This is a genomic window from Microbacterium sp. GXF7504 (assembly GCF_054798235.1).
Map to the genome: position 1 here is coordinate 357,910 of NZ_JBSJZI010000003.1, position 13,981 is coordinate 371,890.

Genomic DNA, 13,981 nt, shown 5'->3' on the forward strand with positions numbered 1-13,981 from the left:
GAACCCACATCCACCACCCACGGAAGGACAACCATGACCGACAAGGATGACGTCGTGTCCCAGATCGGCGACGACGTGACTGGCGTCGACCAGGCCGTCACCCCGATCGACACCCCGGTCGACGAGCGCGCCGACGGCGAGGACCGTCCCCGCTCGAACGAGACCGATGCCGGCAAGTGCCCCGTGATCCACGGTGCCGGCGCACCCGCCGCTCCCGCGTGGGTCGGACAGCAGCCGCACCCCACCACCGGTTCCGCCAACAAGGTGTGGTGGCCGAACCAGCTCAACCTCAAGGTGCTCGCGAAGAACCCCGCCGTCGCCAACCCGCTCGGTGAGGACTTCGACTACAAGGCCGCGTTCGAGCAGCTCGACCTGGCCGCGGTGAAGCAGGACATCAAGGAGGTCCTGACCACCTCGCAGCCCTGGTGGCCTGCCGACTTCGGTCACTACGGCCCGCTCATCATCCGCATGGCCTGGCACTCCGCCGGCACCTACCGCGCCACCGACGGCCGCGGCGGCGGCGGCGCCGGGATGCAGCGCTTCGCGCCGCTGAACAGCTGGCCCGACAACGTCAACCTCGACAAGGCGCGTCGTCTGCTGTGGCCCGTGAAGAAGAAGTACGGCCAGAACCTCTCCTGGGCCGACCTCATGATCCTCGCCGGCAACGTCGCGCTCGAGGACATGGGCTTCGAGACCTTCGGCTTCGGCGGCGGCCGCGCCGACGTGTGGGAGCCGGACGACGACGTGTACTGGGGCCCGGAGACCACCTGGCTCGCCGACGAGCGCTACTCCGGCGACCGTGAGCTCGAGCGCCCGCTCGCCGCGGTGCAGATGGGGCTCATCTACGTCAACCCGGAGGGCCCGAACGGCAACCCCGACCCGGTGGCCTCGGCGCGCGACATCCGCGAGACCTTCGGCCGCATGGGCATGGACGACGAGGAGACCGTCGCCCTCATCGCCGGTGGTCACACCTTCGGCAAGACCCACGGCGCCGCCCCCGACACGAACCTCGAGGGCAACCCCGAGGCCGCCGACCTGGAGATGCAGGGCCTCGGCTGGAAGAACAACCACGGCACCGGCAACGGCGACGACACCATCACGTCGGGGCTCGAGGTCACCTGGACCTACCACCCGACCCGCTGGGACAACGAGTTCTTCCACATCCTCTACGCGTACGACTGGGAGCTGTTCAAGAGCCCGGCCGGTGCGCACCAGTGGCGTCCGAAGAACGGCATGGGCGCCGACATGGTGCCGCTGGCGCACTCGGACGGCAAGCGCGAGCCCCGGATGCTCACGAGCGACCTGGCCCTGCGCATGGACCCGGAGTACGACAAGATCTCGCGGAAGTTCAAGGACGACCCGGCGGCCTTCGCCGACGCGTTCGCCCGCGCCTGGTTCAAGCTCACGCACCGCGACATGGGCCCCAAGGCGCGCTACCTCGGCGCCGAGGTGCCGGCCGAGGACCTCATCTGGCAGGACCCGCTCCCCGCCGTGGACCACGAGCTCATCGACGCGGCCGACGCCGCGGCGCTGAAGGCCGCGATCCTCGAGTCCGGCCTCACCGTCTCGCAGCTGGTGTCGACCACGTGGGCCGCCGCGTCCTCGTTCCGCGGCAGCGACAAGCGCGGCGGCGTGAACGGCGCCCGGATCCGCCTGGCCCCGCAGAAGGACTGGGAGGCGAACAACCCCGCCCAGCTCGCCACGGTGCTCGAGACCCTCGAGCGCGTGCAGGCGTCCTTCAACGACGGCCGCACCGACGGCAAGAAGGTGTCGCTGGCCGACCTCATCGTGCTCGCCGGCAACGCGGCGGTCGAGAAGGCGGCGGCCGACGCCGGCGTCGAGGTCGAGGTGCCGTTCCACGCCGGCCGCACCGACGCCTCGCAGGAGCAGACCGACGTCGACTCGTTCGCGTACCTCGAGCCGGTCGCCGACGGATTCCGCAACTACTACTCCGAGAAGGCCACCCTGCCCCAGGAGCACCAGCTCATCGACAAGGCGAACCTGCTGACCCTCAGCGCGCCGGAGATGACCGTGCTCGTCGGCGGTCTGCGCGTCCTCGGCGCGAACTGGGACGACTCCGACTACGGCGTGTTCACCGACCGCAAGGGCGTGCTGACGAACGACTTCTTCGTCAACCTGCTCGAGCTCGGCAACACCTGGAAGCCGCTCGACCCGGCCAAGCAGGCGTTCTCCGGCACGAAGGACGGCTCGGGCGAGCCGGTCGGCGTCGGCACCCGTGTCGACCTGCTGTTCGCCTCGAACTCCGAGCTCCGTGCGCTCGCCGAGGTGTACGCCTCCGACGACGCCACCGAGAAGTTCGTCCGCGACTTCGTGAAGGCGTGGGGCAAGGTCACGGAACTCGACCGCTTCGACCTGAACTGATCCGGCCCATCTCGACGACGGCCCGTCCCCGACCGGGGGCGGGCCGTCCGCCGTCCCGGCGACACCGCGGAACGCGGTACGGGCGCAGCCGTGGGGCGTGGTCTACGCTGTCTCAGGGGGTGTCGCCCGTCCCGCATCCGAGGGGACCGGGCGCCCGGACGTGAAGGAAGACGCGTGAGATGACAGCACGGATCCTCGTGGTCGACGACGACACGGCGCTCGCCGAGATGATCGGGATCGTGTTGGAGGCCGAAGGGTTCGAGGCGGTCTTCTGCGCCGACGGCGACGCCGCGCTGGAAGCGTTCCGCACCAGCCGTCCCGACCTGATCCTGCTCGATCTCATGCTGCCCGGGATGGACGGCATCGAGATCTGCACCCGCATCCGTGCCGAGTCGGGTGTGCCGATCATCATGCTCACCGCCCGGACCGACACCGCCGACGTCGTCCGAGGGCTCGAGTCCGGCGCGGACGACTACATCGTCAAGCCCTTCAACCCGAAGGAGCTCGTCGCCCGCATCCGCACGCGGCTGCGCCCCGCGAGCTCCGGTCCGGGCGAGGCGCTGCGCATCGGCGACCTCACCGTCGACGTGCTCGCGCACGAGGTCCGACGCGGCGACCAGGTCATCGCCCTCACCCCGCTGGAGTTCGAGCTGCTGGTCGCGCTCGCCTCCAAGCCCCAGCAGGTCTTCTCCCGGGAGATGCTGCTCGAGCAGGTCTGGGGCTACCACTACAAGGCCGACACGCGCCTCGTGAACGTGCACGTGCAGCGACTGCGCGCCAAGGTCGAGCCCGACCCGGACAACCCGCGGATCGTGACCACGGTGCGCGGCGTCGGGTACCGCGCCGGCGCCGTGGTGTGAGGTCATGACCACGGCCCTGCGCCGCCGCGCCGCCTTCATCCGGTGGCTGCGGTCCTGGCGGCGGTGGCCCGAGCAGGTCGGGCGGCTGTGGCTGCGTTCCCTCCGGTTCCGCACCGTCACGGTCACCGTGCTCTGCTCGAGCCTCGCCATCCTCGTGGCCTGCGTGTGGATGGCCCTCGCGATCCAGAACGACCTGTTCCAGTCCCGGCGCACCGAGGCGCTGGACGACGCGGCGCGTGCGACCGCCGCCGCGCAGGAGACCCTCGACTCGTCCGTCCAGACCGACACCGCCCAGGTGCGCAGCGTGTTCACGAGTGTGGCGTCCACGCTGAACCGGCTGTCCAGCTCCGACCGGATCGCCATGTTCCGCGCCGACGCGAGCCCCAGCACGAACGCGCCGGTGCCGTTCTCCCTCGGCGGCGACTGGGACCGTGAGATCACCGACGAGCTGCGGGAGAAGGTCGCCTCCGCATCCGACCTGCAGTGGTGGCAGTCCATCGCGCTCACCGACGACCGCGGCGCACGGGTGCCCGGGATCGTCGTCGGGCAGCAGGTGACCGTGCCCGGCGTCGGCGCCTACGAGCTGTACATCGCCTACGACCTCGCCGCCGCGGCGCAGACCCTCGGGTTCGTCCAGGGCACCCTGTGGTTCGTGGGCGTCGCGCTCGTGCTCATCATCGGCGCGATCTCGTGGATCGTGGTCCGCTCGGTCACCGCCCCGATCGCGGAGGCGGCCCACACCAGCGCCCAGCTCGCGGCCGGGCAGCTCGGCGTCCGGGTCGACATCCACGGCGACGACGAGCTCGCGACCCTGGGGCGGTCGTTCAACGCGATGGCCGACAGCATCCAGACGCAGATCAAGGAGCTCGCCGACCTCTCGCTCGTGCAGCAGCGGTTCGTCTCCGACGTCTCGCACGAACTGCGGACGCCCCTCACGACGATCCGGCTCGCCGCCGACGTCATCAACGACCACCGCACCGAGCTCGACCCGGTCGCCGGGCGCGCCGCGGAACTCCTCCACGCCCAGGTGCAGCGCTTCGAGCTGCTCCTCACCGACCTGCTCGAGATCAGCCGGTACGACGCCGGTTCCGTGCAGCTGGAGATCGAGGCGACGAGCCTGGCGCACCTGGCCGAGGACGTCGTCGCATCGATGCACGAGCTCGCCGCGCAGCACGGCAGCGAGGTGCGCGTCGTCGCGCCCGGCGGGTATTCCGCCGTCGACATGGACCCGCGCCGCATCCGGCGCATCGTGCGGAACCTCATCGGCAACGCGATCGAGCACGGGGAGGGCCGCCCCATCGTCGTCACGGTCGACAGCGACCAGGATGCGGTCGCCCTCGGCGTCCGCGACTACGGGCTCGGGATGCGACCGGAGGACACCGAGCGCGTGTTCGACCGGTTCTGGCGGGCGGACCCGTCACGCAAGCGCACGATCGGCGGCACCGGGCTCGGGCTGTCGATCTCGCTCGGCGACGCGCGCCTGCACGGCGGCCGGATCGACGTCTGGTCCGAACCCGGTCGCGGCAGCCACTTCGTACTCGTGCTGCCGCGGCGCGGCGGTGCCGGCCCGCTGGTGTCGCCCATCCCGCTGGACCCGCAGGATTCCGCGATCGAGGATCTCGGACTCACCCAGCCGATCGGCGTGCCCGGTCTCCGACGGGGGGAGGACGCATGAACCGCATCCTTCGCATCATGCTGGCGGCGGTGCTCCTGGCAGCCCTCGCCGGCTGCGCCGGGCTGCCGACGTCCGGCCCGGTGCAGGCCGGACGCACCGCCGCCGCCGGCGACGACCAGCCCTCGCTCGACTTCCGGCCGGAGGGCCCGCAGCGCGGGGCGACGCCGCAGCAGATCGTCAACGGCTTCATCACCGCCGCGTCCAGTCCCGAGGACGGCTGGGCGATCGCGCAGTCCTTCCTCGCCCCCGACTTCCGCGCCGAATGGGTGCCGCAGGCGGGCGTCGTCGTGGACGTGTTCGCGGCCCGCGAGTACTCCGCATCCGAGGACGGCAGCCAGATCCTGGTGCAGACGACCCCCGTCGCGACCGTGGACGCCGCAGGCACGTACACGATCGCCGAGGAGGGTTCGACGCCGTTCGCCTACCGGCTGGAGCAGCAGGAGGACGGGCAGTGGCGCATCGTGGAGGCCCCGGCGGGGCTCCTCATGGACGAGGACCTGTTCGCGAGCGTGTTCCGCGACTACCAGCTCATGTACTTCGACCCGACGTGGAGCTACCTCGTCCCGGACGTCCGGTGGTTCCCGACCCTCAACGCGGCCGGGCGCATCGCCTCGGGCCTGGTGAACGGGCAGCCCGCCGCCTGGCTCGCGGAGTCCGTCGTGACCGCGTTCCCCGAGGACGTCGACCTCATCCCGGCGGTGCCGGTCAGCGGCACCGGCGTGGCGCAGGCCGAGCTCAGCGAACAGGCGCTCACCGTCGACGACGAGACGCTCGACCGGATGCACACGCAGCTCGCCGCGAGCCTCGCCACCGCCGGGGTGACCGCCGTCGAGATGCTCGTCGACGGCGCGGTCCTCGACGCCGGCGTGGTCGACCCGGCGTCCACGAAGGTCGACGCGCGGGCGCTCGTGCTCACCCCGGACGGGTTCGGATTCCTGGTCTCCGGGGAGGTGACGGAGATCCCGGGCCTGTCGGCGCTCGTCGAACAACTCGCGCCCGTCGCGGTGCAGACCTCGGCCGACCAGGAGACCGCGGCGCTCCGCCTTCCGGACGGCTCGGTGGTCCGTGCGACGGCCGACGGCACCGTCGCGGGCGTGGATGCGCGCAGCGGCCTCGTCGACCCGACGATCGATCCCGCGGGCGTGGTCTGGACCGTCCCCGCGTCGGCACCGGGGGAGGTCCGCGCGACCACCCCGGACGGCGACCTCATCGCGATCGCCGGCGCCTGGCCGGGCGCCGCCCGCATCAGCGCAATGCAGATCTCGCGGGACGGCTCCCGGATGGCCGCCGTCCTCGGGTTCGGCGGCGGGTCGGTCGTCGCCGTCGCCGGCGTCCTGCGGGACGGCCGGGGGACGCCGATCGGTCTCGGGTTCCCGCAGGTGCTCGCCGAACTCCCCGGCGACGGGATCGACGTCGCGTGGCTCGACGACGCCGTGCTCGGCGCGGTCGTCGCCGGCGACCCGACGTACGTCCAGGTGCCGGTGGGCGGTGCGGCATCGACCCTCGACGCCCCGCAGGGGGTGCGGTCGGTCGCCGGATCGAACCTCGTCGGCAGCGTCCGCGTCCTGACCGAGGACGGCGGACTCTACGTGCGGCGCTCGTCGACCTGGGTGCAGACTGCGCAGGACGTCACCGTGCTGGCGACGCAGCAGGGTCTGCCCGACTGATCCTCCCCAGGCCGGGCGAGGGATGCGCCGTCCACCGGAACCTCGACCGCCGGTGTGCACACCGCCCGCCACGGTCAGGCTCGGGGGATGCCGGAACCGCTGCTGCGCGTCGCGCTGGCCGACGCGCTCGCCCTCGTGCTGCCGATCGCCTGCGCGGGGTGCGGGGCGCCCGACACGGGCCTGTGCGACGCCTGCGCACGCGCACTGCGGCCCGCGCCGCGCACCCGCATCCTCCCCGGTGGCGTCCCGGTGGTCGCGGCGCTGCGGTTCGAAGGCGTCGCCGCGTCCGCGATCCGCGCCTACAAGGAGGACGGCCGGACGGCCCTCGCCCGCCCGTTCGGCCGGGCGCTCGCCGCCGCGGTGGCGGCCGCCCCGGACGCCGACCGGTACGTCCCGATGCCGACCTCGCGGGCCGCCTTCCGACGGCGCGGATACCGTCCCGTCGAGCTCGTGATGCGACGGGCGGGACTCGAACCGGCGCGGATGCTGCGACCGCTCCGCGCGACCGCGGACCAGCGCGCGCTCGGACGCGCGGAACGCGCCGGCAACGTCCGGGGGAGTCTCGCGGCGGTGCGGACGGACACCGGCCGCATCCTCGTCGTCGATGACGTCGTGACCACCGGTGCGACCGTCCTCGAGGCGGTCCGCGCGCTCCGCCAGGCGGGTGCGGACGTCGTCGGTGCGGTCGTCGTCGCAGCCACCCCGCGGCGCCTCCCGGACCCCGTGACGACCGATTCCGTCAAGCTCGGGATCATCCCGTGACACATGCCTCCTCCCGGGATACGGTGGGCACACCAAGGCGACAAGGTCCGCCCTTGACCCGGGTGGACCCGACAAGGAGGCAAGGATGGAAACCAGCATCGTCGGCGTGGGCGTCGGTATCTCCGACCGGTTCCGCACCGTGGTCGAGGAGAAGTCCACGCGCATCGAGAACATCGCCCCGCGAGCAGAGCGGCTCGATGTGAAAGTCACCCATCGCGCCTATCGCAACGGTCATCAGGAGGATTCGACCGTTGAGCTCACGATCACCGGCAAGGGCATCCCCGTGGTCCGCGCCGAGGCGGTCGACGGTGACAAGTTCACCGCCCTCGACCTCGCCGTCGACAAGCTGTGCGAGCAGATCCGCCGCGCCAAGGAGAAGCGGATCGATGCGCGCAACCATCCCCGCAAGGTCCACTACGAGAAGGGCACCGGCGAACTCGCCGGCATCGATGTGACCCCCGCATCCGTCGAGGTGCTGGCAGCCGTCGCGACCGGCGAGGTGCCGGTGCAGACCGGCGCGGACGAGGAGGCGGACTACACGCCCGTCGTCATCCGCACGAAGACGTTCGAGGCCGAGTGGATGACGGTCGAGGACGCCGTCGACCGCATGGAGCTCGTCGGCCACGACTTCTTCCTCTTCATCGACGCCAAGACCGACCACCCCAGCGTCGTCTACCGCCGCAAGGGCTGGGACTACGGCGTGATCTCGCTCGAGACCGCCGCGCAGCCCGCGGCCGTCACGGTCTGACCGGACCGACCGGAGGGGGGAGCCGATCCGGCTCCCCCCTCCTCCTGTGCGCGGCGGCGCGCTTCGGCGTGCACAACTGCGGAGTTGGTGGGTGACACGCCGTGGGTGGATGCGGGTGGCTCGGGGTGTCGGGTGTGGTCTCCGCAGTTGTGCTCGCGGCATCCGCGACGGCCGGGGTGCGGGGCCGGGGAGGGGGACCGGTCGCGGCGGCGCGCTCGGGCGTGCACAACTGCGGAGTTCGTGGGCGACACGCCGTGGGTGGATGCGGGTGGCTCGGCGTGTCGGGTGTGGTCTCCGCAGTTGTGCTCGCGGCATCCGCGACCTCCGCGGGCGCGCCCGCATCCGCCGCCGCTACCTCCGCGGGCGGCACCCGGAGGACGGGGCGGTCAGTCGAACATGTCGCCGAGCAGGCCGCCGAGCAGCACGCCGCCGATGATCCCGCCCATGATGTTGCCCGACCCCGACCCGGGGCGCGGACCGCCACCCCACTGGTCGCGGGGGCGGGACTCGTCGATGTCCCGCTGTGCGAGGCGGAGCGCCTCACTTGCCAGCTCGCTCGCGCGGCGTGCCATCGGCAGCGCCTGCTCACGGGAGTCGTCCACCGGGGGGAGCCGGTCGATGTCGGCGCGCACCCGCTGCGACTCCGCGAGCCGGGTGCGGGCGTCGGCGCCGATCCAGCCGCGGTGGCCGTCGATGAGGCTGCGGGCCACGGCGATCTGCCGGTCGGCGTCGTCGACGGCGTGGCGCACGAGGTCGGGGCTCGGCAGCGGCCGCGCCGCGCGGGCACGTGCCGCGTCGACGGCCGCGTCCAGCGCGGTGTTCGCCTCCCGCAGACGCGACAGCTCGTCGAACGGGTCGTTGCGGGTCCCCGAGGGCGCGAGCGAGGCCAGGGCCTCCTCGAGTCGTGCCGCCGCCGCCAGGACCTCGGGGGTGCGCGGCGCGTCCCGCACCGCCATCAGGTCGCCGCGGGAGTCCGCGATCACATCGGTGAGGGTCGACTCCGCGCGCAGCGCCTCGATCTCGAAGTCCTCCACCGCGTCGAGCATGCCCTCGGCGCGGCGCACGGACTCGGTCGCCGCCTCCAGTGCGAGGTTCGCCTCCTCGCCACGGCCGGCGTCGCGCCGGCGCTCGGACACGTCGGCGCTGTGCTCGGCGAACCCGAGCACCTGCTCGGCCTCGTCCGGGTTGCCCGACACCTGCCGGAGCGCGCTGTCGGAGTAGCGCGTCGCGAGTCGTTCCACGATCGTCCGCGCGGTCGGGATGCGCTCCCGGAGGCGCTGCGCGTCGCGACGCACTCCGGCCAGCACCTCGGGGGCGCGTCGGATGCGGGCGACCTGGTCGGCCAGTGCCGAGGTGCGGTCGTCGAGGAGCTCCTCGGCCCACTCGCACAGCTGCGCGATCCGTGCGTTCCGGGTGCGCAGCTCCTCCGGGGTGTCGGGGATCTCGTCGTGGTTGAGCTGGTGGAGGTGGAACGCCTCGGCGAGGTGCGTGCGCACCGCGGTGAGCGCCTCGCGCAGGTCGCCCACGGCCTTCGGACCGAGTTCCGCCTCGGCGAACGCGAGCTCCTGGGTCGTCGTGCGGATGCGCTCGTCGACCGCGACGAGGCCCTGCTGGGCACGGCGCGCCAGTTCGGCGTCCTGCGCGTCGACCTCCGCCTGACGTTCGCGTTTGCGCTTGCCCCACAGTCCAGCCATGGAACGATCCTAGGTCTCGCTCCCCGTCCCAGGGTCGGGGGTGGCGGCGCGCAACGGCCTGCCGCGGCGGGGACGCGTGGGGGCGAGGGGGAGCGGCGGCACCGGATGCTCCCGCAGCATCCGCTCCGCCGCGTCCAGCCAGTCCGCTCGCCCGTGCGCGGCCGCGCTCGCGGCGGATGCCGCCAGCGCTGCGGCCATCGCCTCCGCATCCTCGGGCGCTCCGGAGGCGGCCGGCGGCGACACGAGCGCGTCGCGCTCGGCCGCGATCGCCGCCTGGGCGCCTTCGGGGAGGGATGCGGCCAGCGCGATCTTCGCGGCCAGCGCGTCGAGGTCGAGTTCCGGCGAGGCGGACCCCAGCCAGTCGCGGGCCGCGGTGCGGCCGGCGTCGGTGATCCGGTAGTAGACGTGCCCCTGCGCATCCGTCTCGGCGGTGGCGACCAGGCCGTCGCGTTCGAGCCGTTCCAGCGTGTTGTAGATCTGCCCCACGTTCAGCGAGCGGGCAGCGCCGGTGCGCCGCTCGTACTCCGCGCGCAACTGGTACCCGTAGCAGGGGCCGAGCGTCAGCAGCGCGAGCAGGCTGTGGCGGACGGACATGCCTTCCCCCTCGCGCTCCGGCGGCACATGTCTTCCGAGCATAGCCAGAGCCCGCCGGGCGACGGCTCGCCGAGAGCGAACGCCGCCCGCATCCGGTGCCTTCGCAGGTCACGGGTGGATAACATGGGGCGGTGTGCCCGTCGGACGGGCGCGCGCCGGCGTGCCCGCGCCGACCGATGGATGGAGATCCCCTGTGGCCAACCCTCTCGAGAGACTGCTCCGCGCCGGTGAAGGACGCGTGCTGCGCCGACTCCAGCAGGTCGTGAAGGCGGTGGGCGCGCTCGAGGACGAGTACGCCAAGCTCACCGACGACGAGCTGCGCGGCGAGACGGCGGAACTGCGGGCGCGGCACGAGGCGGGGGAGACCCTCGACCAGCTCATGCCCGAGGCGTTCGCCGCGGTGCGTGAGGCGGCCAAGCGGACCCTCGGGCAGCGGCCGTACGACGTGCAGATCATGGGCGGCGCGGCGCTGCACCTGGGCAACATCGCCGAGATGAAGACCGGTGAGGGCAAGACCCTGACCGCGACCTTCGCCGCCTACCTCAACGCGATCGCGGGCAAGGGCGTCCACGTGGTCACGGTCAACGACTTCCTCGCCGGGTACCAGTCGGAGCTCATGGGCCGCGTCTACCGCGCACTCGGGATGACGACGGGCACGATCGTCTCCGGCCAGAACCCGCAGGTGCGGCGCACCCAGTACGAAGCCGACATCACGTACGGCACGAACAACGAGTTCGGGTTCGACTACCTGCGCGACAACATGGCCTGGCGCAAGGAGGACCTCGTCCAGCGCGGCCACTTCTTCGCGATCGTCGACGAGGTCGACTCGATCCTCATCGACGAGGCCCGCACCCCCCTCATCATCTCCGGGCCGTCCTCGGGTGAGGCCAACCGCTGGTTCAGCGAGTTCGCGAAGATCGCGCGGACGCTCGAAGCCGGCGTCGACTACGAGGTCGACGAGAAGAAGCGCACGATCGGCGTGCTCGAACCGGGCATCGAGAAGGTCGAGGACTACCTCGGCATCGACAACCTGTACGAGTCGGCGAACACCCCGCTCATCTCGTTCCTGAACAACTCGATCAAGGCGCTCGCGCTGTTCAAGCGCGACACCGACTACGTCGTGATGAACGACGAGGTCATGATCGTCGACGAGCACACCGGCCGCATCCTGGTCGGACGCCGCTACAACGAGGGCATCCATCAGGCCATCGAGGCCAAGGAGGGCGTGCCGGTCAAGGCGGAGAACCAGACGCTGGCCACCGTCACCCTGCAGAACTACTTCCGTCTCTACGACAAGCTCTCCGGCATGACCGGTACCGCCGACACCGAGGCGGCGGAGTTCATGTCGACGTACAAGCTCGGCGTCGTCCCCATCCCCACGAACAAGCCGATGATCCGCAAGGACCAGCCCGACCTCGTCTACAAGAACGAGCAGGCGAAGTTCGCCCAGGTCGTCGAGGACATCGCCGCCCGTCACGAGGCCGGGCAGCCGGTGCTCGTCGGCACGGTCAGCGTCGAGAAGAGCGAGTACCTCTCGCGCCTGCTCGCGAAGAAGGGCGTGCGGCACGAGGTCCTCAACGCGAAGAACCACGCGCGCGAGGCCGAGATCGTCGCCCGCGCGGGCAAGCTCGGCGCCGTCACCGTCGCCACGAACATGGCCGGCCGCGGTACCGACATCATGCTCGGCGGCAACGCGGAGTTCCTCGCCGTGCAGGAGATGAAGGCGAAGGGGCTCGACCCGGTGGAGACGCCGGAGGAGTACGAGGCCGAGTGGGAGACCGTGTACGAGCGGGTCAAGCAGGAGGTCGACGCGGAGGCCGAGAAGGTCATCGCCACCGGCGGCCTCTACGTGCTGGGCACCGAGCGCCACGAGTCGCGCCGCATCGACAACCAGCTGCGCGGCCGGTCGGGCCGTCAGGGCGACCCCGGTGAGAGCCGGTTCTACCTCTCGCTCACCGACGACCTCATGCGCCTGTTCCAGTCCGGCGCCGCCGAGGCCATCCTCGCCCGCACGAACTTCCCCGACGACGTCGCCATCGAATCCGGCATGGTCAGCCGTGCGATCAAGAGCGCGCAGGCGCAGGTCGAGGCGCGCAACGCCGAGATGCGCAAGAACGTGCTGAAGTACGACGACGTGCTGAACCGCCAGCGCGAGGCGATCTACACCGACCGCCGGCACATCCTGCAGGGCGACGACATCGCCGACCGGGTGCAGCACTTCATCGAGGATGCGGTCGACGCGATCGTGACGGACAAGACCGGCAGCGGGCGCACCGAGAGCTGGGACTTCGACGCCCTCTGGACCGAGCTGAAGACCGTGTACCCGGTGGGCGTCACGATCGACGAGGTCATCGCCGAGGCGGGGGAGAAGGGACGGGTGACCGTCACCGGCCTGAAGCGCGAACTCATCAGCGACGCGAAGATCGCCTACGGCAAGCGCGAGGAGCAGCTGGGGTCCGAGGCCATGCGGGAGCTCGAACGCCGTGTGGTGCTGCAGGTGCTCGACCGTCGCTGGCGCGACCACCTGTACGAGATGGACTACCTCAAGGACGGCATCGGCCTGCGGGCGATGGCCCAGCGCGACCCGCTCATCGAGTACCAGCGCGAAGGCTACGAGATGTTCCAGGCGATGATGGGGCAGATCAAGGAGGAGGCCGTCGGGTTCCTCTTCAACCTCGAGGTCGAGGTGCGCCGTCAGGGCGAGGCCGGCACCGAGGTCGAGGCCAAGGGGCTCGCCGCGCCCGCCGCGGTCGAGACGAACCTCGAGTACTCCGCCCCCAGCGAGGACGGCGACGTCGAGGTCCGCAACGACCGCGGGCAGGTGCAGAAGGCCGCCACCGGCCGCGCCAAGCAGGCCGCCGCGGCACCGTTCGCCCCGAAGGCCCCCGCGGCCGAGGCGCCCCGTGGCGCGTTCGGGCAGAAGACCGCGCCGGAGACCGCCGCGGCCGCGCCGCAGAACCGCGCCCAGCGCCGGGCGAAGAAGAAGTGACGTGCGGGGCGGGCGCCTACGCGCCCGTCCCCCAGTCGTAGGACTGCTTGCGCAGCTCCAGGTAGACGAACGTCTCCGACGTGATGACGCCCGGGAGCGTGCGGATGCGGGTGTTCAGCAGTTCCAGCAGGTCCTCGTCCGATGCGCAGACGACCTCGACGAGGATGTCGAAACTCCCCGCAGTGAGCACGAGGTAATCGACCGCCTCGATGCGTTCGAGTTCCGCCGCGACCGACCGGACGTCGCCGGACACCCGGATGCCCACCATCGCCTGCCGTTGGAAGCCCAGCTGGAGCGGGTCGGTGACGGCGACGACCTGCATCACCCCGGATGCGGTGAGCCGCTGCACGCGCTGGCGCACCGCGCCCTCGCTCAGGCCGACGGCCTTGCCGATCTCCGCGTAGGAGCGTCGGCCGTTCTCCTGCAGCTGCTCGATGATGCGCTTCGAGATGTCGTCCAGTGGGCCGTGTGTCGGCACGTCTCCTCCAGTCCTGGATGCGCAGGGACGCCCCACGCTACTGCGGAAACAGTTCTTCCAACAGATCCTGCGGCGGTATCCATGTGAATTCCGTGTTTCGAACCACGGAAAACGTAGCGGGCGTCGGGGGCG

The 13,981-nt window shown here is 71.6% G+C and carries 10 protein-coding genes; 7 read left to right on the top strand and 3 right to left on the bottom strand.

The window, feature by feature from the left end; translation table 11 throughout:
* Nucleotides 1-33: 33 nt before the first annotated feature.
* The 6 genes from katG to hpf all read left to right on the top strand — a co-directional run bounded on the left by katG (nucleotide 34) and on the right by hpf (nucleotide 8,094).
* Nucleotides 34-2,382, top strand: a complete 2,349-nt coding sequence (gene katG / locus ACWAUO_RS09125) for a catalase/peroxidase HPI (RefSeq protein WP_460774847.1) — start codon at nucleotides 34-36, stop codon at nucleotides 2,380-2,382.
* Nucleotides 2,383-2,561: 179 nt separating this feature from the next.
* Complete coding sequence (mtrA, locus tag ACWAUO_RS09130) at nucleotides 2,562-3,242, top strand: MtrAB system response regulator MtrA (protein WP_460774848.1); 681 nt, start codon at nucleotides 2,562-2,564, stop codon at nucleotides 3,240-3,242.
* A 4-nt stretch (nucleotides 3,243-3,246) separates the two neighbouring features.
* Entirely contained in the window at nucleotides 3,247-4,917 is a 1,671-nt protein-coding gene (gene mtrB / locus ACWAUO_RS09135; protein WP_460774850.1) for an MtrAB system histidine kinase MtrB, read from the top strand.
* Nucleotides 4,914-6,584: an LpqB family beta-propeller domain-containing protein gene (locus ACWAUO_RS09140; protein WP_460774851.1), complete on the top strand. Its 1,671-nt coding sequence runs from the start codon at nucleotides 4,914-4,916 to the stop codon at nucleotides 6,582-6,584. Before mtrB ends, ACWAUO_RS09140 begins: the two co-directional genes overlap by 4 nt.
* 87 nt (nucleotides 6,585-6,671) lie before the next feature.
* Nucleotides 6,672-7,346: a ComF family protein gene (locus ACWAUO_RS09145; protein WP_460774853.1), complete on the top strand. Its 675-nt coding sequence runs from the start codon at nucleotides 6,672-6,674 to the stop codon at nucleotides 7,344-7,346.
* 85 nt (nucleotides 7,347-7,431) lie between these two features.
* Nucleotides 7,432-8,094, top strand: coding sequence for a ribosome hibernation-promoting factor, HPF/YfiA family (gene hpf / locus ACWAUO_RS09150; RefSeq protein ID WP_460774855.1), 663 nt, complete (start codon nucleotides 7,432-7,434; stop codon nucleotides 8,092-8,094).
* 386 nt (nucleotides 8,095-8,480) lie between these two features.
* Here hpf and ACWAUO_RS09155 read toward each other — a convergent pair whose 3' ends face one another.
* The gene (locus ACWAUO_RS09155; protein WP_460774856.1) at nucleotides 8,481-9,788 is read right to left on the bottom strand and encodes a hypothetical protein; all 1,308 of its coding nucleotides are present in this window, start codon (nucleotides 9,786-9,788) and stop codon (nucleotides 8,481-8,483) included.
* A 9-nt stretch (nucleotides 9,789-9,797) separates the two neighbouring features.
* On the bottom strand, nucleotides 9,798-10,382 hold the full coding sequence (locus tag ACWAUO_RS09160; RefSeq protein ID WP_460774857.1) for a PadR family transcriptional regulator: 585 nt from the start codon (nucleotides 10,380-10,382) through the stop codon (nucleotides 9,798-9,800).
* A 193-nt stretch (nucleotides 10,383-10,575) separates the two neighbouring features.
* Between ACWAUO_RS09160 and secA the strand changes: the two genes are divergently transcribed.
* Entirely contained in the window at nucleotides 10,576-13,371 is a 2,796-nt protein-coding gene (gene secA / locus ACWAUO_RS09165; RefSeq protein ID WP_460774859.1) for a preprotein translocase subunit SecA, read from the top strand.
* A 16-nt stretch (nucleotides 13,372-13,387) separates the two neighbouring features.
* Here secA and ACWAUO_RS09170 read toward each other — a convergent pair whose 3' ends face one another.
* Nucleotides 13,388-13,849, bottom strand: coding sequence for an Lrp/AsnC family transcriptional regulator (locus ACWAUO_RS09170; protein ID WP_460774860.1), 462 nt, complete (start codon nucleotides 13,847-13,849; stop codon nucleotides 13,388-13,390).
* Nucleotides 13,850-13,981: the final 132 nt, after the last annotated feature.

Bases quoted from the DNA above. Each gene is read 5' to 3' on its own strand.
- ACWAUO_RS09155 (WP_460774856.1), bottom strand. From the start codon at position 9,788: ATGGCTGGACTGTGGGGCAAGCGCAAACGCGAACGTCAGGCGGAGGTC.
- ACWAUO_RS09140 (WP_460774851.1), top strand. From the start codon at position 4,914: ATGAACCGCATCCTTCGCATCATGCTGGCGGCGGTGCTCCTGGCAGCC.
- ACWAUO_RS09160 (WP_460774857.1), bottom strand. From the start codon at position 10,382: ATGTCCGTCCGCCACAGCCTGCTCGCGCTGCTGACGCTCGGCCCCTGC.
- ACWAUO_RS09145 (WP_460774853.1), top strand. From the start codon at position 6,672: ATGCCGGAACCGCTGCTGCGCGTCGCGCTGGCCGACGCGCTCGCCCTC.
- mtrA (WP_460774848.1), top strand. From the start codon at position 2,562: ATGACAGCACGGATCCTCGTGGTCGACGACGACACGGCGCTCGCCGAG.
- hpf (WP_460774855.1), top strand. From the start codon at position 7,432: ATGGAAACCAGCATCGTCGGCGTGGGCGTCGGTATCTCCGACCGGTTC.
- mtrB (WP_460774850.1), top strand. From the start codon at position 3,247: ATGACCACGGCCCTGCGCCGCCGCGCCGCCTTCATCCGGTGGCTGCGG.
- katG (WP_460774847.1), top strand. From the start codon at position 34: ATGACCGACAAGGATGACGTCGTGTCCCAGATCGGCGACGACGTGACT.